Origin of the sequence: Exiguobacterium sp. s152 (assembly GCF_018618335.1) — a bacterium.
Lineage (GTDB): Bacteria > Bacillota > Bacilli > Exiguobacteriales > Exiguobacteriaceae > Exiguobacterium > Exiguobacterium chiriqhucha.
Genome location: NZ_JACSLX010000001.1, coordinates 741,675 through 762,239, shown reverse-complemented (window position 1 = coordinate 762,239; position 20,565 = coordinate 741,675). Strand labels below are relative to the sequence as shown.

Genomic DNA, 20,565 nt, shown 5'->3' with positions numbered 1-20,565 from the left:
TTTCAAGTTTGAACGCATGTTTCACTGTTTTCACCTATATCCAAAATCGTAGTTGATTGAGTCCATCCGGCGATAAACGTACTTCAGAGGAGCGAAGCAGATGAATCATTTCGTGGACTCGCTTTACATTTTTCATTGCATAATGAACGGCCATTGCTTCAAAATAGGCCGTTTCGTTCGTAGGATGTTGATGTAAAAACAAATCACTCGCTTGAAGCGCATGCTCATATTCACCGAGCGAAAGTGCCATCTGGATACGCTCCACATGATAGATGGTTTCGGCACGGTCATCCACATCAATCAAATTGGCTAGCGCATGGAGATAGGTGTAGGCATACTTCATTTGGGTCCGTCTGTCTAGAAACTCCATGTCCATGATCTGTTTTAAAATTTGTAAATACGATTTAATAACTTGTGGGTCCTCAGGCCGTTCTTCGAGTTCGCGTTCTAGATGACGCAGTTGTTTAGAGAGGTGCGTTTTAGCTTGTTGAAGTGCGGTTGCCGCGTAATGAGACGTCTCATTGTCTTCACTCTTCAAAGCAGCTGCAAGCATCGGTGCCTGTTGGAGGAAATCATTTTTTAAGATGTTCATGAGTGTTTTACGTTTAATTTGATTCGTATTTAAAATCAATGCATCTTGTAGGGAAATCATATTTGTCTCACTTGATTTATCCGGGAGGCTTAGACTTACGTCTTCATAGGACTCTTTTCGTAAAAGCCAATCAGGGAGTTCTGTTGCATCGTGTTTCGAACGTTGTAAATAATAGATGATTCCCCAACTGAAAAATGGTAAAGCAATCAGCGTGAAGGCCATTGGAACAAAATCTTTCCGTTGTTTGAGGAAGACGATGACAAGAGTAATCACTGCCAAAACATAGTGGAGGATTAAGGCGTTACTCAACATAAGATACGTCCTCCACGACCTCGGCATGAATGGATTTTTGGGCTAACCGTTCAATAACGATTTGCGATTCATCCACCGTCGCGTTTGATAATAGGGCATATAGTTCATTGTCATCACGATAACCTAAATAATCTGTCGTTCGTAATGTGGCATCCACCGAGTGTAGGACAGTGTCAGTTAGGGATTCGCGAATGTGTAATAACGTGTATGGGATGTTTAACTCTACTTTGGCCTGTTCTTTTTGCATGACAATCCGTTCGAAATAGTCTTGTTTCAGAGCGTTTGTATTTCCGACGTATCGATCAAGTTGGACGGCGTCAATATAACCAAATGAACGATCGAGCGATGAGTTGATCAAACGCGTCATAACATCGATTAGGTTTCGGTAGGACAGCGTCAAGTTTTGGAACGGAACTTGGTAACATAAAATCACAGCAAATATTTCGCCTTGGCGGAGCAATGGCGCGCCGAACATGGCTTCCTCTGGAGTGAGCGCTGTATTAAACACAATTTCTTTAGATTGAACCACTTCGTTCACTAGCGAATGTTGCTCGAGGTCTAGTGAATTTTTAGGGTGAAACTCGGGATTGGCTGATTTGGCTGCTAATCGTGCAAAAGCAGATTGATTTACTAAATAGATGGCGAAATGGTTAGCCTTCAATGTTTTTTCGAGTACAGAAATTGATCCGACAAACAGTCCTTCCGGCTCTAAGCTGTCAAGTGCACGCGTCGCTTCATAAACACTTCCGATACTGTCTTCCGAACGAATGATTTGTTGATGTAACTGATTTTTGATATCGAGTGTTTCTTCATAAATCTCATTTAAAAAGTGGTGACGTTCACTCGTTGCGGCTAACTCATCTTTTAAAAACTGAATCTCAATTTTGCGACGGTCCATGACATAACTCACGATTAGTCCAATCAATAGGTAAATTGTAAATACCGCGAGAATTGAGTTATCGACGAACAAAGAGAGAATATTTCGACCGGTCGCAGCATGATCATAGAATTGAACACCAACAGCCAAAATCGAGGCTACGAGGGATTGGGTTTTCCCAAACAGTAAGGCTGCTAACAACACATAGATAAACCAATAATCTGGTGCATCTACAACAGGTGTCATGATGAGTGAGAGCGCAAAAAAGATGAGAAATAACGTTAAATTCTCAGCAATTCGAACAAACGGGTGCGAGAAGAGCGCGGTAAACTTCGTCGGTTTCTTCTCGTCTGAGACAGACGTTGTGACTTCATGTTTGTCATAGTACAACCGAGTTGCGTGCAGTCCCTCTTCAATCGTATACTTTGGTACCCAATCTAAGTCGGTTTTTAATTTGCGATTTTCAAATAGAGATGCGTGTGTCTTGGCAGTATGACTGTATGTCACGTCATTCAAACCGACAAGTTCAGATAAACGGCGCAGAGAAGTTTGAGTGCTAGATGATAGATTGTATACACCGGTTAATTGACTCATGACACTGCGATATACGGCGTCGGCTACATCCCCTACAAAAATGAAATCGTATGTCCAGTCAGGGCTACCATTTAGGAGAATATTCGTCCCTTTTGAAGCGGCAGAGGTCACAGTGGTGATGAGTGAACTCTCTGAACTCGTATGTTGTTTCGGTCCATAAACATGGCCCAATCGAAGTATGAGTGTTGAAAGTCCGTATAATTCAGACCATTGTTCACAGTACGCTTCACCATGGAGTTGATCGAGTGCGAACGGTGTGGCTGGAGCAAGGGTTGTTGTCTCTGTGATGAGTCCTTCACTCTGATTTCCATATACCTCTGAGGTCGAACAATAAATAAATTGTTTCACCTGATATTTTTTTGAAAGTGTCAATAGATTAAGGAGGCCGTTCACGTTCGATTGAACTGTGTGAGATAGATGGGAATGTTGATTCGATGCGGCACAATGGATCACGACATCGAAGGAGTATGTTCTAAAAAAAGCTTCACACTTTGGATCGGATATGTCCGAGATTAAGAAGCGATGTTTGAAATCAATATTTGATTTCGTGCCAGATGAAAGATTATCAAGTATATGTACGTGATGACCTTCTTTAAAGAATCGTTCAGCGAGAGTACTGCCAATAAATCCATAGCCGCCTGTAATTAATATGTTCATCTTCTAGCCCCTTCATGATTTGAAAGTAAGAATGCGTAAGGAATATTATAATCGACAGATGTTGCATTTACCTAAAATCGAAGAAAGGACAATGTGCTCCTTATAATTAGTCCAATAATGTAGAATTTAAATGCTGATTCTACATATTTTCTCCAATATTAGTTTGAAACATACGTTGTCTTTTATCCGTATAGATTTAATAACCTGATTAATAAGAAGGAGGAGCACTATGAGACGTGAACAACATATCCGCCGCCTCGTCGATTACGCACGGCAAGGAAATGCAAAGACATTCATCATTGGGGCCGCTTCGGCCATCATCACGGGAACGCTCATCCAGTACGTGTCTCAATACGAATTCGTCGTGCTCGGTATCGGATTTCTAGGCGTTATTCCGTTGGCCATTCGCGAATGGAAACTTGGCACGATCCGAGCCTCGTTCAACGACAATGCGACGTATCAGCGGCTCGTCCGGTTGCCGTTTTGGCTGACGTTAGGCGGGTTGGTCATGCTGTACGCGCTTCTCGGCTGGTACGATTCCGGCTCGGCGGGTCCGTCCTTCTTTATCTTGTTCGCAGCGCTCTGCATGGGGATGTTCGGTCTCCAGCGTGCCTTCGACCGGGTCATCTTGAAACTCGAGCCGGATTATATCACCGACCGCGAACTGCATCGCGAGCTGAAATGAAAAAAAGAGGTCACCCGGCGCGGGGAGACCTCATTTTTGTGTTCACAAGTAGCGTTCGTTCATGACCCGCCCCCGAATCGGTTTAGCGGGTGATCCATAAGCGACGACGTGGTTCGGGATGTCTTTCACGACCGTGGCGCCGGCACCGATGACCGTGTCGTGCCCGATGTGGACATTGTGGATGACCGTCGCGCTCATACCGACGAACGTTCGGGCACCAACACGGACGTTGCCGCCGAGATGCGCGCCCGGGGCGATTGACGCGAACGGTTCGAGCACACAGTCGTGATCGACCGACGCCATCGTGTTGACGATACTGTGCGGGCCGATGACGGCGTTCGGATTGATGACGCTCCCTGCCATGACGGCCGTGCCCTCGCCGAGTATGACGTTCTTGCCGATGACGGCGCTCGGGTGGATGGCGTTGACGAACTCGAAGTCTGGTGTCCGTCCGCGGATGGCGCGCTCGAGTGACTCGCGCTGGACGTTGTCACCGATACCGATGATGCCTTTTTTGGCGACGACGTTGGAATGGACGAGACCGAGCACGGGGTACCCTGCGACGAATTTACCGATTAAGGCTGGGTTGTCGTCATAAATTCCTGCGATCCGGTAGAGTCCCATCAACTCAAGAATATCGATGATGACTTGTGCGTGACCGCCTGCACCAAAAATCACAATCCATTCCATGATTGGTCACCCCTTTTTTGCCGAAATCTGTCGAAAATATTGTTCTGTACGTTAGTTATTTCCGATTCCGTATATTTGAAACAAAACAAAAAGGAAGTAGCGAACATGATTTGATGTCAAAGCATATCGACATGAAACAGATGTCACTTCCTATTAAGGGGGACTTTTCAAAAAAATAAAATGACTTGATTTGCATTGCAAAAGCATTATTCGCATTTCCGTTTTGTTGTTTTTCGGACGGGCTATTTTCCTAAGGTATTTTACTGACGGAAGGAGTGCTCGCCATGCCTTTGAAACTGATGTATATTACCAACCGGCCGGAAATCGCGCTGCTCGCTGAACAGAACGGGGTCGATTGGGTGTTCATCGACTTGGAGTTGAACGGGAAGGTGGAACGGCAAGGACATCTCGATACGGTCATCTCACGCCATGCAATCCGCGACGTGAGCCGGTTGCGCGCGGTCTTGAAGCATGCGGAGCTGCTCGTCCGCGTCAATCCGATTTTCCAAGGCTCGCGTTATGAGATCAATGAGGTCATCAATCGCGGGGCCGACGTCGTCATGTTGCCGTACTATAAGACGGTCGACGAAGTCGCGACGTTCATCGAGCTCGTCGACAATAGAGCTGGCGTTTGTCTGTTGTGTGAGACGAAAGAGGCCGTCGCCTGTATGCCGGACGTGCTCCAACTACCAGGCATCGACTACGTCCATATCGGATTGAACGATCTGCATCTCAGTTACGGGCAGAGCTTTCTGTTCGAACCGCTCGCCGACGGGACGGTCGAGGCGGTGACTCGTCAACTCCAGATAGCGGGCATCCCGTATGGGTTCGGCGGCATCGCCCGCATCGGAGAAGGGAGACTCCCGGCCGAAAAAGTTCTTGGGGAGCATGTCCGACTCGGCTCGTCGCTCGCCATCTTGTCGCGCAGTTTCTGCAATATCGGGGTGACCGGAAAATTTGACGCCAGACATGCACAAATGTTCCAAGAAGGGGTATGGAAAATTAGGGTGTACGAGCAACAGCTCGAACACGCGACACCGGAGTGGTTGGAATTGAACCGGTTGAGTCTCGTCTCGACCGTCGATGCCATCGCGACGGAAATCCAGAACCGGAAAGGGATTTTGTCATGAATTTGCTGTCGACAGGAGTGCGGTTGACTCCTGAACAACACGCCACACTCGAACGACTCGGCTATACGGTGACGACGCTCCGGGAAGAAGCGGACGTGACGGACATCGATGTCTCACAGGTCGAGGGACTGATTTGTAACAACTTGTTTCAATATCGCCAATGTGAGGATTTCAAACGGCTACGGTTCGTCCAGGCCATCAGTGCTGGACTCGATCGTCTGCCACTCGAAGAACTCGAGAAACGAGACGTCCGCATCTATAATGCTGGCGATACGTATGCCGTGCCGATGGCCGAATGGGTCGTCTGGCAATTGCTCGACTTCATGAAGCACGGGGCGGCGTTTCGGGAGAAGCAGGCGAATCGGCATTGGGAGAAGGAACGGCGGTTGCGCGAACTGACCGGGAAGACCGTCGCCTTGCTTGGCCTCGGTCACGTCGGAGAGGCGATTGCGACGCGGCTCCGGGCGTTCGATATGACCATCATCGGCGTCGGACATCGTGAGAAACAAGTCCCGTTCGTCGACCGTTACGTGTTGATGGATGAGTTGCACGACGTCTTGGCGGAGAGTGACGTCATCGTCATTGCCTTGCCGCTCACTGACGACACGTATCATGTCATCGATGCGGAGGCGATTGCGTCGATGAAAGAAGATGCCGTCCTGTTGAACGTCGCCCGTGGCGCCATCATCGATGAGACGGCACTCATCGCGGCACTCGAGGAAGGCAAGTTCTTCGGCGTTGCCTTGGACGTCTTCGAGACCGAGCCGCTCCCGTCGGATCATGCGCTCTATAACTTCGAATGGGTGACGCTCACCCCGCACAATTCGTACGTGTCGGACCGGGTGAACGAGCGGCTGTTCGAGAACATCGTCCGTAATCTACGGCACGATCAACTTCAGTGACATGCGAAGCTGACCAAACGGTCGGCTTTTTTCGTTTTTTATACTTCACAAAAAGATTATCCACGGCTCATTCCGTTTGTGAGTTACCTGAAAGAGCTTACGGGAACAACGATGATAGAATCACACCCGCTTTTCACTCACATCATGAAACGACAACCTAGAAGGAGTGACCCACATGCCAAGCCTTACCCCCCTCATCAGCGTGGTCGTACCCATCTACAATACAAGCGCCTTTTTGAGACAGTGTCTCGATAGCCTTGTCCACCAAACGTATCCTCATCTCGAAATCATATGTATCGATGACGGCAGTACGGACCACAGTCTCGACATTGCATTGAGCTACGATAAGGACCCGCGGGTTCGTGTCCTGAGTCAGACGAATCGAGGATGCTCGTCTTGCCGGAATCGAGGTCTTCAAATGGCATCGGGCGAGTATATCATGTTTATCGACAGCGACGATTGGCTCGATCTAGATGCGATTCGATTAATGGTCGAGCACGCGGAGGCTGAACGTGCCGATGCGGTCATGGGGACGTATGTGCGCGAATACGAAGGGCGTTCACTTCCTAAACGAATCTTTGAAGCGGACTTTTTGTCGTATGACGCAGAGGAAACGAGACGTTATGTCCATCGCCGTCTGTTCGGACTCGTCGGTGAGGAGCTCGCTCATCCAGAAACCGTGGATGCGCTCAATTCAAATTGCATCACGCTCTATCATCGTGACCTCATCAAACATTTGTCGTTTGGCGGCCCATACGGCACGTTCATCGATTTATATTTTCAAATCCAGGCGTTGGAGCATTGCCAGCGATTTATCTATATCGACTATCCAGTCTACCACTATCGAAAAACGAATGCGGATTCGGAAACCAGTTCCTACAATAAAGAGCTTATCAACTCACGGTTACAGTTTTTCCGTATTTTAATGCGTTATATTGAGACGCACCAGCTCGGAGAGGAGTACAATCGGGCGCTCTATAATCGAATCGCACTCAGTATGATTGGAATCGGGCTAAATGAACTGGCGGCACCAAAGTCGTTTATCGATCAAGCCGAATCCCTCAAGCAAGTGCTCCGAAACGAAGAGTACAAACGAGCCTATTCGCAGATGGACATGCAATATTTCGATATGAAGTGGCGGACGTTCTTTCAGCTTTGTAAACATGAAAAAACGGTCCCGCTCGTCTTGATGCTGCGTGGTGTCGACTACTTACGGAAACGCGTGTGAGGAGGAGAGAGTGATGAAACGAGTACTCATGGTCGCCTCGGTCGTCTCCATGATCGAAAGCTTTAACCGGGACAACATCCGGATGCTCCAAGAGATGAACTACGAAGTGCATGTCGCCACGAACTTCGAGTGGGGCAGCATGTATTCGCCTGAGAAGATAGCCCGCATCAAACAGGATTTAGAGGCGAACGGGGTCACTTTGTTCCAAATCGATTTCGAGCGCGACATCAAGAAGATGAACGGCCACGTCCGGGCCTATCAACAGTTGAAGGCCGTGATGACGGCGAACCGGTATCACTTCATCCACTGTCACTCGCCGATTGGCGGGGTCATCGGGCGGCTCGTCGCGCGTCAGACGCATACCCCGTGCATGTACACGGCCCATGGCTTTCACTTCTTCAAAGGCAGCCCATCCCTCAACTGGATGCTCTATTATCCGGTCGAACGAACGCTTGCCCGGATGACCGATACGATTGTCACCATCAACGAAGAGGACTTTTCACGGGCGCAAACGTTCAAAACGTCGCATACGTTCCGAATCCCCGGGATCGGGGTCGACACGAAGAAAATCGAGGCGGTCACGATCGACCGGCCCGCAAAACGTCGAACGCTCGGCATCGACACCGACACGGATTTCGTCTTGTTGTCGGTCGGCGAGTTGAATGAAAACAAGAACCACGAAACGATCATCCGGGCCATTGCCACGTTGAACGAGCCGACGCTCCATTATTTGATTGCCGGGACAGGGGAGAATAAGGATCATCTCGACCGGTTCGTCCGTGAACTTGGACTCGAACGACAAGTTCGATTGCTCGGTTTCCGAGATGACGTGATTGAAGTGATGAAGGCGTCGGACTGCTTTGTCTTCCCCTCGAAACGTGAAGGTCTTGGTATGGCCGCGCTTGAGGCGATGGCCGCCGGGCTTCCGCTTATCACGTCGAACGTCCACGGCATCAATGACTATTCGATTAATGGGGTGACCGGCTACAAATGCTCCCCGGAAGATGTGGTAGGTTTCGCCAAGTCCATTCGCACGATGCAACTTGACTTTGATTTGTCGCATCAAATGGGCTTGCATAACAGCGAATCGGTCAAAGCGTTCGATGTGGAACGCTCGAAGAACGAGATGCGGCGTATCTACTCGCAATTTATCCAAGATAAGCCGACATGATAGTTCATGAAAAGATGGTAACCTTTTCTTTTCGATTTGCAGAGAACGGCGGGTAAGAAGGTAAGACAGAGATCGACCTCATCATCACGTCTGAGTTTTGTATAGGCAACTTCGTCTGAAGGAGGGTTTACGTGTGAAAAGTCAAACGATGTTATTATCAGAAATATTTAATGTATTTAAGAAAAACGTCCTGCTCCTCATGCTCATGATGCTCATCGGTGGTGGTGCCGCCTATTATTTAAGCCAATATGTGATTGCACCGACCTATGAGGCCTCGACACAAGTGTTGATCGTTCCGAAGGAAGAGGCGGGCACGAACGTCGTCGACAGCGCCCAAGTGTCATCATCCCTGTCATTGGTGAACACGTATCGGGTCATCATGCGCAGCCCTGCCATCTTGAATGAAGTGCAAGAGCGAGTGGCACAAGCACCGACGGATATCAGCGAGATCTTGCTCGTTGAAAGTGAGGAAGAGTCTCAAGTCATCAATATTGTCGTCCAGTACGCCGATCCAGTCGTGGCGACTGACATCGCGAACGTAATCACTCAGGTGTTCGCGAATGAAATTCCAGACTTGATGAACATCGACAATGTTCGCATCCTATCGGAAGCCGTCGTACCAGGCGAACCGATTGCACCAAGTGTCGTCATGAACACCGCGCTCGGCCTGGTCGCAGGTTTTATAGTTGGAGGGGTGCTCGCCCTCATCCGTCACACGTTTGACAAACGGATTCATGATGAGCGGGAGGCAGAACTGATTTTGTCCATGCCGGTCATCGGTTCAATCCCAATCATTGAAAAGCGTGATATGAACCCAAAGGTAGTAAAACCAAAAGCTGAGGCTGGCAAAGAGCCGAAAGGAGACGATCCGCATGTTCCACCTGTCAAAGAAACAAGACAAACATCGTGATTCCGGGCGCAGACTCATCACGTTAGCCAATCCTAAATCCCCGATTGCCGAACAATATCGAACGATTCGGACCAACCTACAGTTCACGGCGCTTGGGGCCACGTTACAAACGATTGTCGTCACCTCGGCTTCACCAGGCGAAGGGAAATCGACGACGGCTTCGAACTTGGCCATCGTCTATGCCCAGCTTGGAAAACGAGTGTTACTTATGGACTGTGACATGCGCAAGCCGACGGTCCATTTCACATTTCAGCTTTCGGGTCAAACGGGAATGTCCACTGTCCTCGCCAAACGGACAACGTTTGATCGTTCGGTTCAAATGACGAAAGTACCGAAGCTTCATTTGTTGGCAGCGGGTCCAATCCCACCTAACCCGTCGGAGTTGCTCGCATCGCCGATGATGAAGCAACTGTTGGATGAGGTGAAGGAAAAGTACGACTTGATCATCTTGGATGCGCCGCCGCTCATGCACGTGGCGGACAGCCGACTGCTTGCGAGTGAGACCGACGGGACAATCCTCGTCGTCGGTTGTGATAATTCAAACCGAGACCTCGTGTTAAAGGCGAAAGAACAGCTCGTCTTGTCTGGTGCCCACATGCTAGGGATTGTCATGAACAAGCGGGAACGAGGCGGCAAGGACGCCTACTACGCCTATACGTATGAGTAAGGAGGAAGAACCATGCGGATTTTACACATCAATGCCATCCATGAAGAAAAAAGTACAGGACGAATCTGTAAAGAGATTTCGTCCGTAGCGCTTGCCCATGGCCATGAGAGTGTCGTCGCTTATGCGACAGGTCCAGATACGGGAAGCGGGTTCCGCATCGGTTCATCCCTTGATCAAAAACGACATGCCTTCTTGTCCCGCTTGAGCGGGAAACAAGGCTATTTTTCAAAAGGGACGACGGTTGAACTCATCGATTTTATCGAATCGTACAAGCCTGACGTCGTACACTTGCATAATCTTCACTCCAATTACATCCATCTCGATACCTTGTTTAACTGGCTCAGTCACACCGACACGCCGACGGTATTGACGCTCCATGATTGTTGGTTTTACACCGGGAAGTGCACACATTATACACGGACCGGTTGTGAACGTTGGCGTGATGGCTGCGGCAGCTGTCCAAGACTCAAATTAGATAATCCGAGTTGGGGTCTTGATCGGACTGCCGAGATGTGGCACGACAAACAACGCTGGTTCGAAAATATCTCACGACTCGCCGTCATCGGCGTCTCCGATTGGATCACGATGGAGGCGCGATTTTCGCTCCTCGGTAATGCGAAAGTGATTCAGCGGATTCATAACTGGGTCGACCTCGATATTTTCTACCCTCGGGACACGTCGGAAATACGGGCGGCACTTGGGTTCGAAAACCGTTTCATTCTATTAGGCGTCGCTAGTTCCTGGGACGATTCAAAAGGGTTGTCTGATTTCTTAAAAGTGGCACGAGCGTTGCTGGAAGCACGTTTGTTGCTCGTCGGAGACATTCCCGACATCAGGTTACCGGTGAATGTGATTCATGTTCCTTCGACGAATCGTATCGAGGAGTTGGCTGACTATTATGCGCTCGCAGATGTGTTCCTCAACTTATCGGTCGAAGAATCGTTCGGGAAAGTGACCGCGGAAGCGATGGCCTCGGGGACGCCGGTCGTTGTACTTGATGCTACAGCGAACCCAGAGCTGGTCCCCAGCACGTGTGGTGAAGTCGTAGCTCCCGATCGCATGGAGGACATATTGGGCGCAATCGAAAAAATTCGGCGACTCGGCAAGGAACACTATGCGGATTCCTGCGTCGAACATGCACGTTCTTCCTTTTCAATGGAAGAGCGGGTCATGGATTATCTATACGTTTATGAAAGCCTTGTTCACGATAAAAGGAGGAATCTAGCATGGAACGTCCCCTCGTCTCAATCGTCATCCCCGTCTACAATGGAGCGGACTATCTAAAAGAAACCATCGAGAGCGCCCTTGCTCAAACGTATGAGCGAATCGAGGTGCTGGTGATCAATGACGGGTCGACCGATGGCGGGGCGACCGCTGAGATTGCTCGTCGCTTTGGGAGTCAGATCAGATACTATGAAAAGCCAAACGGCGGAGTATCAACGGCGCTCAATCTAGGCATTGAGAAGATGCGAGGAGAGTGGTTCTCATGGCTGAGTCATGACGACCTTTATGAACCGGAAAAAGTGAATAATCAAGTCGAGGAACTCCGAAAACTAGGTGATCAGGCCCAACGTTACATCTTATCCTGTGGGACGACGTTGATTGATGAAGCAGGTGCGCCTATTTACCGTCCTAGAAGACAGTTGAAAGGTGTATACACAGATGAGGCGATGTTTGATTACCTGTTGCTGAAAGCGTGTTTGAGCGGCTGTGCACTACTCATTCCGAAACGTGCGCTTGAACAAGTCGGTGGATTCCCGACGACGTATCGATACATTCAAGACTGGGTATGTTGGGTCGACTTGGCGTTGGCTGGATATCAGTTCAAAGTGACGACGGCACCGCATTCGAAGACGCGCATCCACGCGAAGCAACAAACCAAAAAAATCGCCGACCTCGCACCGATCGAGACGGCCCGCTTTTTTGAACGGCTGTTGATGCGACTCGAAGCCACGAGCAGTACAACCACGCCACAAATCAAAACGGTGTTCAAGGCGGTATATCGCTCAACTGACCCAGAAGTGAGGGAGGAGCTGTTGCAGCGCTTTGATGCGCACCGTCATTTGAGTCGGATGGAACAGAAACGATTGAATCTGTCAGCCATCATTTATCATCGGATGTTGACGCTTTATCGCGGCATGATGAATCTTCGCTATCGATAAACGTGAAAAGGAGGAGTTGAAATGTGGATCTATCTGATCAATATGTTGCTTCTGATCGCATGGGCGGCCCTCCTTTTGCGTGATGACGGAATCAAGAACGGGAAGTTGCTGTTTGTGACGATTGCGACATGCCAATGGATTTTATTGTCTGGATTTCGTCACTTTAGCGTCGGTGCTGACACGATGCAATACAAATGGATGTTCGACGAGACAAAAGGCATCTCATGGAAACGGCTCGGTGACAATTTTGTTAACGTCTTGTTCGGCGGAGGGGACGGACGCGATCCAGGTTACTACTTACTACAAAAAACGATTCAACTCGTGACCGAGAACTACCAATGGTACCTCTTGGCGGTCGCGCTCTTGTTCCTGATTCCGTTCGGAGTTTGGATTTATCGCAACTCGACGGAGCCATTGCTCAGCTTCTTGATCTTTTCGACATTGTTTTACGCCTTCTTTGCCATCACGGGCATCCGCCAGACGATTGCGACGGCAATTGCCGTGTTGATTGGCTACTACTTTATACAGACGAGACGGTTTTGGCCTTTTCTCGGAATCGTATTGCTTGCGGCGACGATTCATCAATCCGCTCTCGTCTTCCTTCCATTCTATTTTTTGGCCACAAAGACGATCACATCACGCTATCTGCTGTTTATGGGAGCGTTGATTCCATTCCTGTTCGTCTTTCGGGTTCAACTGTTCGAATTTTTCCGCACCATCAGCGGTTATGAAGAATATGAGTACTACACGGGGTCAGGTACCTTTAACTTCTCGATGATCTTGATTTTAATCACGGTCGTATCACTCTGGCGGCGTGAACAGATGATCGCGGTCAATCCGAATGTGACCCATTATTTGAACGCCTTGTTGCTCGCCCTTTGCTTTCTGCCGCTTACGTTCATCAACCCCTCGATGATGCGAATCGTCCAGTATTTCTCAGTGTTTGTCATGCTATTGATCCCAGAACTGCTCCGTTCTTTCGAACGTCGGGAGCGCCTGCTCGTCTATTACGTGGCCATCACGATGCTATTGCTCTTGTTCGTCCGTAACGAACCGCTTTATATGTTCTTTTGGCAACAGAAATAAGGGGAGGGGAATCTGATGACGACGAAAGTGGAGTTCGATGAACAAAAAAGCTCACGTCAAATCAAGATTGGCGTCCTCATGTCTTACGCCGCCATCGGATTCAATATTCTCGCCGGTCTGTTCTACACACCATGGATGATTGCAGAGATTGGGAAGGCGAACTACGGACTCTATATGCTTTCGCTATCACTCGTCAGCATCTTCGCCATGGACTTCGGCTTAGAGGCGGCGGTGTCGCGATTCCTATCAAAATACCACGCGCTCGGGGATTCAGAAGGGGCGTCTCGCTTTCTCGGTGTCGCCTTCAAACTGTTTATCGGGATTGCGGTGTTGATTGGCCTCGTTCTGATCGGGGTCTATCTGATGATCGACACGATTTACGCAAGTTTATCGCCTGCTGAAGTGGAGACGCTCCAAGTGTTGTACATCATGGTCGGTTTTTACATCGTCGTCTTGTTCCCGACCAAACCATTCAACGGAATTTTTATCGCGAATGAACGGTTCGTCGTCCTCAACTGGTTCAACTTGATGGAAAAAGTGTCGACCGTCGTCTTGATGGTCGGGGCGCTCTTGTTCGGATTCGGCTTATATGCGCTCGTCTTCGTCAACGCCATCGTCGGTCTATCCATTATCATCGGGAAAGGGATTTACCTGCTTCGTAAAACCGAGACGGCGATTGACTTTTTGCATAACAGCCGGTCGATGTACCGAGACATCTTTACGTTCTCCTCTTGGACGACCGTCATCGCCATCGCCCAACGCTTCATCTTGAACATCACCCCGACCATTCTCGGGGCTTTGGCGAGCAGTGCCTCCATCGCCTTGTTCTCGATCGGGATGGTCATCGAAGGATACGTTTGGACTATCTCATCAGCGATTGGATCGCTGTTCCTGCCGAAAGTTACACGCATGACGACCTATAATCGCCAGTCGGAATTAAACCATCTGTTGATTCGTGTCGGCCGCATCCAGTTGTTCATCGTCGGCTTGATTATCATCAGTTTTGCGACGATGGGCCGAGAGTTTATCGGACTTTGGGTTGGTCCAGACTTCTTCCCATCCTATACGGTCGCCCTGTTGTTGATTCTCCCAGGAATCATCACGCTGACCCAAGAAATCGCCTATACGACGTTGATTGCGGTCAATCAAATCAAATACCGGGCGTTCGCGTCGCTCATCGTCGCAACGGTCAGTGTGATTTTGTCACTGCTCTTGTCTCCGCATTACGGGGCAATCGGTGCTGCGAGTGCCATATTGGTCGGTAACTTGATTGGCACTGTGATTTTCATGAACGTCGTGTATGTCCGCGTTTTAAAATTGAGTATGTGGAAATTTTTCTATGAATGTCATGTGAAGATTGCACCGGCTTTGATGTTTCTAGGAATTCTCGGCTTCTTGCTCCAAAGGTACTTGCCTGTCGAGTCGCTCGTCCATTTCCTGTTTAAAACGATTGCACTAGGTGGCGCCTACTTTCTCTTCTTATGGATCTTCACGTTTCGGGATGATGAAAAAGAACTGTTGCGTGGGTTTGTCCGTCATGCATCAAAGACATCCTGAACGGGGTGTCTTTTTTCGTGGAGCACAAACATTAGACATGTCATCTTTCAAAAAAATGATAAACATTTCTTTCCTATTCTCACAATGAGACGGGTAACACGATAGTATCACCATCATTGCAATTGTTTCCCACTCAATTTTCCTATCACCTTTAGAAGCCACTGACATCACGACAAAGGAGAGGATTCGCAATGTTTAAAAATAAAACTTTATTGATCACAGGGGGCACAGGCTCATTCGGAAACGCCGTCATGCAGCGCTTCCTGAAAACGGATATTAAAGAGATTCGAATCTTTTCACGAGATGAGAAGAAACAGGATGATATGCGCAAACTCTATCATGACGACAAACTCAAATTTTATATCGGCGATGTGCGGGATGTGAACAGTGTGCGCAACGCGATGTATGGGGTCGATTATGTGTTCCACGCGGCGGCGTTGAAACAAGTCCCTTCCTGCGAGTTCTTTCCTTTAGAGGCAGTGAAGACGAACGTACTCGGGACGGATAACGTCTTGAACGCGGCCATCGAGCAAAAAGTCCAAAAGGTCATCTGCCTGTCGACCGACAAGGCGGCCTATCCAATCAATGCGATGGGTATCTCCAAGGCGATGATGGAAAAAGTGTTCGTCGCCAAAGCAAAAGCGGTCGGGCCAGATCAAACGTTGATTTGCGGAACGCGCTATGGAAACGTGATGGCGTCAAGGGGTTCTGTCATCCCGCTATTCGTGGATCAAATCAAACGAGGCGAGCCGTTGACCGTGACGGACCCGTTCATGACACGGTTCTTGATGAGTCTCGAAGATGCGGTCGAACTCGTCGTCTTCGCCTTCAAGAACGCCCATGCGGGAGACATCATGGTTCAGAAATCTCCTGCGTCCACGATTGGGGTATTGGCCCAAGCACTACTTGAACTGTTCCATGCCAACAACCCGATCAAAGTCATCGGCACACGGCATGGTGAGAAGTCGTACGAGACGTTATTGACACGTGAAGAGAATGTCGTCGCAGAAGATATGGGCGGTTTCTACCGGGTACCGGCTGACACACGCGACTTGAACTATGATAAATATTTCAACGAAGGCAGCAAGCGCTTGACGGTCGAGGGCGAATACAACTCGGCCAACACAGAACAGTTGAACGTCGAGCAAGTGAAGCAACTGTTGCTGACCCTCCCTTACATTCAACAAGAGCTCGCGAGCTGGGTGAAAGTATCATGAAGATTCTCGTCACCGGGGCAGCTGGATTCATCGGCAAGAATTTAGTCGCCGAATTAACCGCGCGGGGCCATGAGGTATTTTCCTCCACGCGCGATACGTCGGAGGGCGAATTTCAACAATTTTACCAACACGCTGAGTTCGTCTATCACTTGGCCGGGGTGAACCGTTCGGAAATTGAAACCGATTTTGTAGAAGGGAACACGGGGTCCACCGAGCGATTGCTTGAGACGTTGGCATCTTGTGAGAATAATGCGCCAATCATGTTCGCCTCCTCGATTCAAGCGACTCGGGACAATCCGTACGGACGCAGTAAACGCGCGGCGGAGAACGTCTTGAGACAAGAACATGAGAAAACGGGGCGTACCATCTATCTGTTCCGTTTCCCGAACCTGTTTGGAAAGTGGGGCCGGCCGAACTATAACAGTGTCGTCGCGACGTTTTGTTATCGGGTCGCACGAGACTTGCCGATAGAAATTCACGACCCGGCACGCACCGTGCAACTGGCGTATATCGATGACGTGATCGATGCGTTGATCGGCTTGCTCGACGTGAGAGGACAAACACCGGCCGTGTATGAGGAAGAAGTTGCAGTCCATCCGCCAATCGAGCTCGGCCGAATCGCTGACTTGTTACAGACGTTCAAAGACAGTCGGCTTAGCCTGACCGTCCCGAAACTGGATGATTTGTTCACAAAACAGCTGTACAGCACGTACCTCAGCTACTTGCCTGTTGACTGCTTCGCTTATGACTTGAAGCTGAATGAAGATGTGCGTGGTTCCTTCACCGAATTTATTCGAACGCCGGATCGGGGACAAGTGTCCATCAACGTGGCGAAGCCGGGAATCACGAAAGGGAACCATTGGCACCATACGAAAAACGAGAAGTTTCTCGTCGTCAGCGGCGAGGCGCTGATTCGTTTCCGCAAGGTAGGAGAGACCGAGATTCATACGTATCATGTCACGGGAGAGATGATGCGTGTGCTCGATATCCCGACCGGTTATACGCACAACATCGAGAATATCGGAACGACCGACTTGGTGACCGTCATGTGGGTGAATGAGTCCTATGACCCGAATAACCCGGACACATACTTTATGGAGGTGCAAGATGAAACGACTCAAAGTGATGACTATCGTCGGGACGCGTCCCGAAATCATACGCCTGTCGGCCGTCATTCATAAACTGGAACACTCTGAGGCGATTGAGCACGTCCTTGTGCATACGGGACAGAATTATGACTATGAGTTAAATGAAGTGTTCTTCCGGGATTTCGCCTTACGAAAACCGGACTACTTCCTCAATTCGGCGACAGGCAGCCCGATTGAGACGATTGGCAACATCCTCATCCAAGTCGATCCGGTGCTTGAACTCGAACGGCCGGACGCGGTGTTGATTCTCGGAGATACGAACTCCTGTCTCGCGGCAATCGCGGCCAAACGACGGAAAATCCCGATTTTCCATATGGAGGCAGGCAACCGTTGCTTCGACCAGCGCGTCCCCGAGGAGATTAACCGAAAGATTGTCGACCATACGGCGGACGTCAATTTGACGTATAGCGATATCGCCCGCGAATACCTTCTCCGCGAAGGGCTGCCGGCGGAACGGATTATCAAGACGGGGAGCCCGATGTTCGAGGTGTTGATGTCGAAACGGGAAGCGATTGAAAACTCGGATGTACTCGAGCGACTCGAATTGAGTCCTGACAACTACTTCATCGTCTCGGCCCATCGTGAAGAGAACGTCAACTCCGACAAACACTTCTTGGCACTCGTCGACAGTTTGAACGCGATCGCAGCGCAATACGGACTGCCCGTCATCGTCAGCACGCATCCGCGGACGATGAAACGAATCGATGAATTGAACGTCTCGTTTCATCCATTGGTTCGACTCCTCAAGCCGCTCGGATTTGTCGATTACAATCACCTTCAATTGCACGCCAAGGCGGTGCTCAGTGACAGTGGGACGATTAGCGAAGAGTCCTCGATTCTTGGATTACGAGGGTTGAATATCCGTGAGACGCACGAACGGCCGGAAGCGATGGAAGAAGGGGCCGTGCTGATGGTCGGTCTCGAAACAGAGCGAATCTTGCAAGGGTTATCGGTCGTCATGGAACAAGAGCGGCCTCGCATCGTCAGTGACTACAGCATGCCGAACGTCTCTGACAAAGTAGTGCGGATTTTGATTTCGTATACGGACTACGTCCGACGCGAAGTATGGAAAGGTACAACGGATCCACGTCAAACAGTAAAGGAGGGTGAACGATGAAACAAAAACTCGTTTTTATCGGAAACATCGCTTCCCCTTATCAGGTGAAGCTGTGCTACGCCTTGGAAGAGTACTTTGACTCTGAATTTTGGTTTTACGAATATCTCGATCAAAATCGACCAGACTGGTGGAAAATCCCGCTCGGTGATAAGTGTCAAGTGTTGAGATATTCGAAATGGTTTCCGAAGATTGGCTACCTATCACTCGGTTTGATCCCAGAGTTGATTCGTTTCAAACCGGACGTCATTCTACTCGGCGGGTTCATGGCGGGACATGCGGCCATCGTGAGAATCGCTAAGCTGTTCGGCATCAAAACTGTCATTATGAGTGAGCCGCTTCGACCGCTACAAAATGACGACGACCCGTCTGACCGGCTGACGAATCCTCAGGATAATCCATACAAAACGAAGCTGTTACACTGGATGTTCAAGGACGCTGACCTCTACTTCGGGATGGGGACGGTAGCAGTGGAGCAATTCAAGCAACAGCTCGGGTTTGACCCTGATAAAGTCGTACATGCGACGTATGCCCAGGACATCGATGCGTACTTCGATCACGGCTTGAGACGGAAGCAACCGGGCGATACGTTCAAACTACTGTTTGCGAATCGGCTTGTCGAACGTTATCAGCCATTACTCGTGTTAGAAGCGTATCGGAACTTATCAAAACGCTATTCCCTCGAACTCTATTTAAATAATTCGGGGCAACAGCTTGAGGCGTGTAAAGGATATATCGCCGAGCACGATTTGAAGAACGTTCACTTCTTAGATGAGATTCGGGCGTGGGATGAGATGCCACACGTATATGAACAAGCGGACATTTTGGTCCTGCCGGCAACGTATTCGAACGGGAACGGGACCATCATCGAAGCGAGAGCCTCAGGCATGGGGGTCGTCATCAGCGATCAGATCAACAACGTCTCTCATCATTCCGTAGACGGTAAAAATTGCTATATGTGTGGTGTCACGGTCGAATCGATTGAACGAGGGATTGAACAATACCTCGAACATCCGGAGCGTCTCATCGAACATGGCATGTTATCGCGGGAACTCGTCAAGTTCCACCGTAATGATGTCACAGCCAAAGGGTACTATGACACGTTGCGCGCGAAACAGATTATTTCGTAAAGGAGAAATGTCATGAACGTGGCCATTATGCAGCCTTACTTCTTCCCATATATCGGGTACTTCCAATTGATTCATGCGGTCGATACGTTCGTTGTGTATGACGACGTTCATTTCATCAAAAAAGGTTGGATTCATCGCAATCGGATTCTGATTGACGGAAGTCCTCATCCGATCACCTTACCCATTCAGAAGATGAGCCAGAATCGTTTGATTTGCGACCATGAGCGTTCGCAACCAGACGAAATCGTTGAACAACAGTTGAAGTTGTTGCGACACGCCTATTACAAAGCCCCTCAATTTGAACACGTCTTCCCGTTACTCGAACGCGTGATTCGTCATCCTGAGCGAAACGTCGGGAAGTATTTGGCATACAGCATCGAGGAAGTCGCTCGATACCTCGGTATCTCAACGACATTCATTCTCTCGTCAGAATTGAACGCTGGGGTTGGATTGAAGGGGCAAGCGAGAATCCTCAATATATGTGGGCACTTGAGGGCGACGCATTACGTGAATGCCATCAACGGCATGGACTTGTACGATACCGAGGTGTTCAAACAGGCGGGAATCGATTTATCGTTCATCGAGACCGAACCGATCATTTACCATCAAGGATCATGTCCGTTTCAAGCGAATCTGTCCATCATCGACGTGATGATGCATTGTCCCAAACAGGAAATCCAGCTCATTCTTGAACGTTACGCACTCGTCTCGAATCGCCAAGTGACCTAGGAGGTGC

At 49.4% G+C, this 20,565-nt stretch carries 19 protein-coding genes; 16 read left to right on the top strand and 3 right to left on the bottom strand.

From position 1 onward, the window contains the following. Positions 1 to 34: 34 nt before the first annotated feature. Together KNP72_RS03915 and KNP72_RS03910 are read right to left on the bottom strand one after the other, a co-directional pair. On the bottom strand, positions 35 to 904 hold the full coding sequence (locus tag KNP72_RS03915) for a bacterial transcriptional activator domain-containing protein (RefSeq protein WP_214832225.1): 870 nt from the start codon (positions 902 to 904) through the stop codon (positions 35 to 37). Continuing rightward, on the bottom strand, positions 894 to 3,032 hold the full coding sequence (locus KNP72_RS03910) for an NAD-dependent epimerase/dehydratase family protein (protein WP_214832223.1): 2,139 nt from the start codon (positions 3,030 to 3,032) through the stop codon (positions 894 to 896). Before KNP72_RS03910 ends, KNP72_RS03915 begins: the two co-directional genes overlap by 11 nt. A gap of 229 nt (positions 3,033 to 3,261) precedes the next feature. Here KNP72_RS03910 and KNP72_RS03905 point away from each other — a divergent pair, with 229 nt between their 5' ends. After that, positions 3,262 to 3,717: a hypothetical protein gene (locus tag KNP72_RS03905; RefSeq protein ID WP_214832221.1), complete on the top strand. Its 456-nt coding sequence runs from the start codon at positions 3,262 to 3,264 to the stop codon at positions 3,715 to 3,717. 42 nt (positions 3,718 to 3,759) lie between these two features. On the opposite strand, the gene KNP72_RS03900 is transcribed toward KNP72_RS03905, so the two are convergent. Beyond that, positions 3,760 to 4,407: an acetyltransferase gene (locus tag KNP72_RS03900; RefSeq protein ID WP_214832219.1), complete on the bottom strand. Its 648-nt coding sequence runs from the start codon at positions 4,405 to 4,407 to the stop codon at positions 3,760 to 3,762. Between the two features lie 284 nt (positions 4,408 to 4,691). On the opposite strand from KNP72_RS03900, the gene KNP72_RS03895 reads away from it, so the two are divergent. From KNP72_RS03895 to KNP72_RS03825, 15 genes are all read left to right on the top strand, one after another. After that, complete coding sequence (locus tag KNP72_RS03895; RefSeq protein WP_214832217.1) at positions 4,692 to 5,537, top strand: aldolase/citrate lyase family protein; 846 nt, start codon at positions 4,692 to 4,694, stop codon at positions 5,535 to 5,537. Then, positions 5,534 to 6,439: an NAD(P)-dependent oxidoreductase gene (locus tag KNP72_RS03890; protein WP_214832215.1), complete on the top strand. Its 906-nt coding sequence runs from the start codon at positions 5,534 to 5,536 to the stop codon at positions 6,437 to 6,439. The genes KNP72_RS03895 and KNP72_RS03890 overlap by 4 nt, the downstream gene beginning before the upstream one ends. Positions 6,440 to 6,614: 175 nt before the next feature. After that, complete coding sequence (locus KNP72_RS03885) at positions 6,615 to 7,667, top strand: glycosyltransferase family 2 protein (RefSeq protein WP_214832213.1); 1,053 nt, start codon at positions 6,615 to 6,617, stop codon at positions 7,665 to 7,667. A gap of 13 nt (positions 7,668 to 7,680) precedes the next feature. Then, positions 7,681 to 8,838 carry a glycosyltransferase family 4 protein gene (locus KNP72_RS03880; RefSeq protein WP_214832211.1) on the top strand — a complete coding sequence of 386 codons (1,158 nt, stop codon included), beginning with the start codon at positions 7,681 to 7,683 and terminating at the stop codon, positions 8,836 to 8,838. A 133-nt stretch (positions 8,839 to 8,971) separates the two neighbouring features. Then, positions 8,972 to 9,748: a YveK family protein gene (locus KNP72_RS03875; protein WP_214718245.1), complete on the top strand. Its 777-nt coding sequence runs from the start codon at positions 8,972 to 8,974 to the stop codon at positions 9,746 to 9,748. Continuing rightward, entirely contained in the window at positions 9,711 to 10,415 is a 705-nt protein-coding gene (locus KNP72_RS03870; protein ID WP_214718244.1) for a CpsD/CapB family tyrosine-protein kinase, read from the top strand. The genes KNP72_RS03875 and KNP72_RS03870 overlap by 38 nt, the downstream gene beginning before the upstream one ends. Positions 10,416 to 10,427: 12 nt before the next feature. Beyond that, on the top strand, positions 10,428 to 11,699 hold the full coding sequence (locus KNP72_RS03865) for a glycosyltransferase (protein ID WP_214832209.1): 1,272 nt from the start codon (positions 10,428 to 10,430) through the stop codon (positions 11,697 to 11,699). Then, positions 11,642 to 12,577: a glycosyltransferase family 2 protein gene (locus KNP72_RS03860; RefSeq protein WP_214832207.1), complete on the top strand. Its 936-nt coding sequence runs from the start codon at positions 11,642 to 11,644 to the stop codon at positions 12,575 to 12,577. Before KNP72_RS03865 ends, KNP72_RS03860 begins: the two co-directional genes overlap by 58 nt. Before the next feature lie 21 nt (positions 12,578 to 12,598). Further along, positions 12,599 to 13,663 carry an EpsG family protein gene (locus KNP72_RS03855; protein ID WP_214718238.1) on the top strand — a complete coding sequence of 355 codons (1,065 nt, stop codon included), beginning with the start codon at positions 12,599 to 12,601 and terminating at the stop codon, positions 13,661 to 13,663. Between the two features lie 15 nt (positions 13,664 to 13,678). Further along, positions 13,679 to 15,220 (top strand): oligosaccharide flippase family protein, encoded by a 1,542-nt coding sequence (locus tag KNP72_RS03850; RefSeq protein WP_214832205.1) that lies wholly within the window; start codon positions 13,679 to 13,681, stop codon positions 15,218 to 15,220. A 191-nt stretch (positions 15,221 to 15,411) separates the two neighbouring features. Beyond that, a complete protein-coding gene (locus tag KNP72_RS03845; protein WP_214832202.1) occupies positions 15,412 to 16,437 on the top strand; it encodes a polysaccharide biosynthesis protein in 1,026 nt (341 codons plus the stop codon). Continuing rightward, positions 16,434 to 17,618: a polysaccharide biosynthesis C-terminal domain-containing protein gene (locus KNP72_RS03840; RefSeq protein ID WP_214832200.1), complete on the top strand. Its 1,185-nt coding sequence runs from the start codon at positions 16,434 to 16,436 to the stop codon at positions 17,616 to 17,618. Before KNP72_RS03845 ends, KNP72_RS03840 begins: the two co-directional genes overlap by 4 nt. After that, complete coding sequence (wecB, locus tag KNP72_RS03835) at positions 17,545 to 18,702, top strand: non-hydrolyzing UDP-N-acetylglucosamine 2-epimerase (protein ID WP_214832199.1); 1,158 nt, start codon at positions 17,545 to 17,547, stop codon at positions 18,700 to 18,702. Before KNP72_RS03840 ends, wecB begins: the two co-directional genes overlap by 74 nt. Beyond that, positions 18,699 to 19,829, top strand: a complete 1,131-nt coding sequence (locus KNP72_RS03830; protein WP_214832198.1) for a glycosyltransferase family 4 protein — start codon at positions 18,699 to 18,701, stop codon at positions 19,827 to 19,829. Before wecB ends, KNP72_RS03830 begins: the two co-directional genes overlap by 4 nt. A 12-nt stretch (positions 19,830 to 19,841) precedes the next feature. Then, complete coding sequence (locus tag KNP72_RS03825) at positions 19,842 to 20,558, top strand: WbqC family protein (RefSeq protein WP_214718226.1); 717 nt, start codon at positions 19,842 to 19,844, stop codon at positions 20,556 to 20,558. Positions 20,559 to 20,565: the final 7 nt, after the last annotated feature.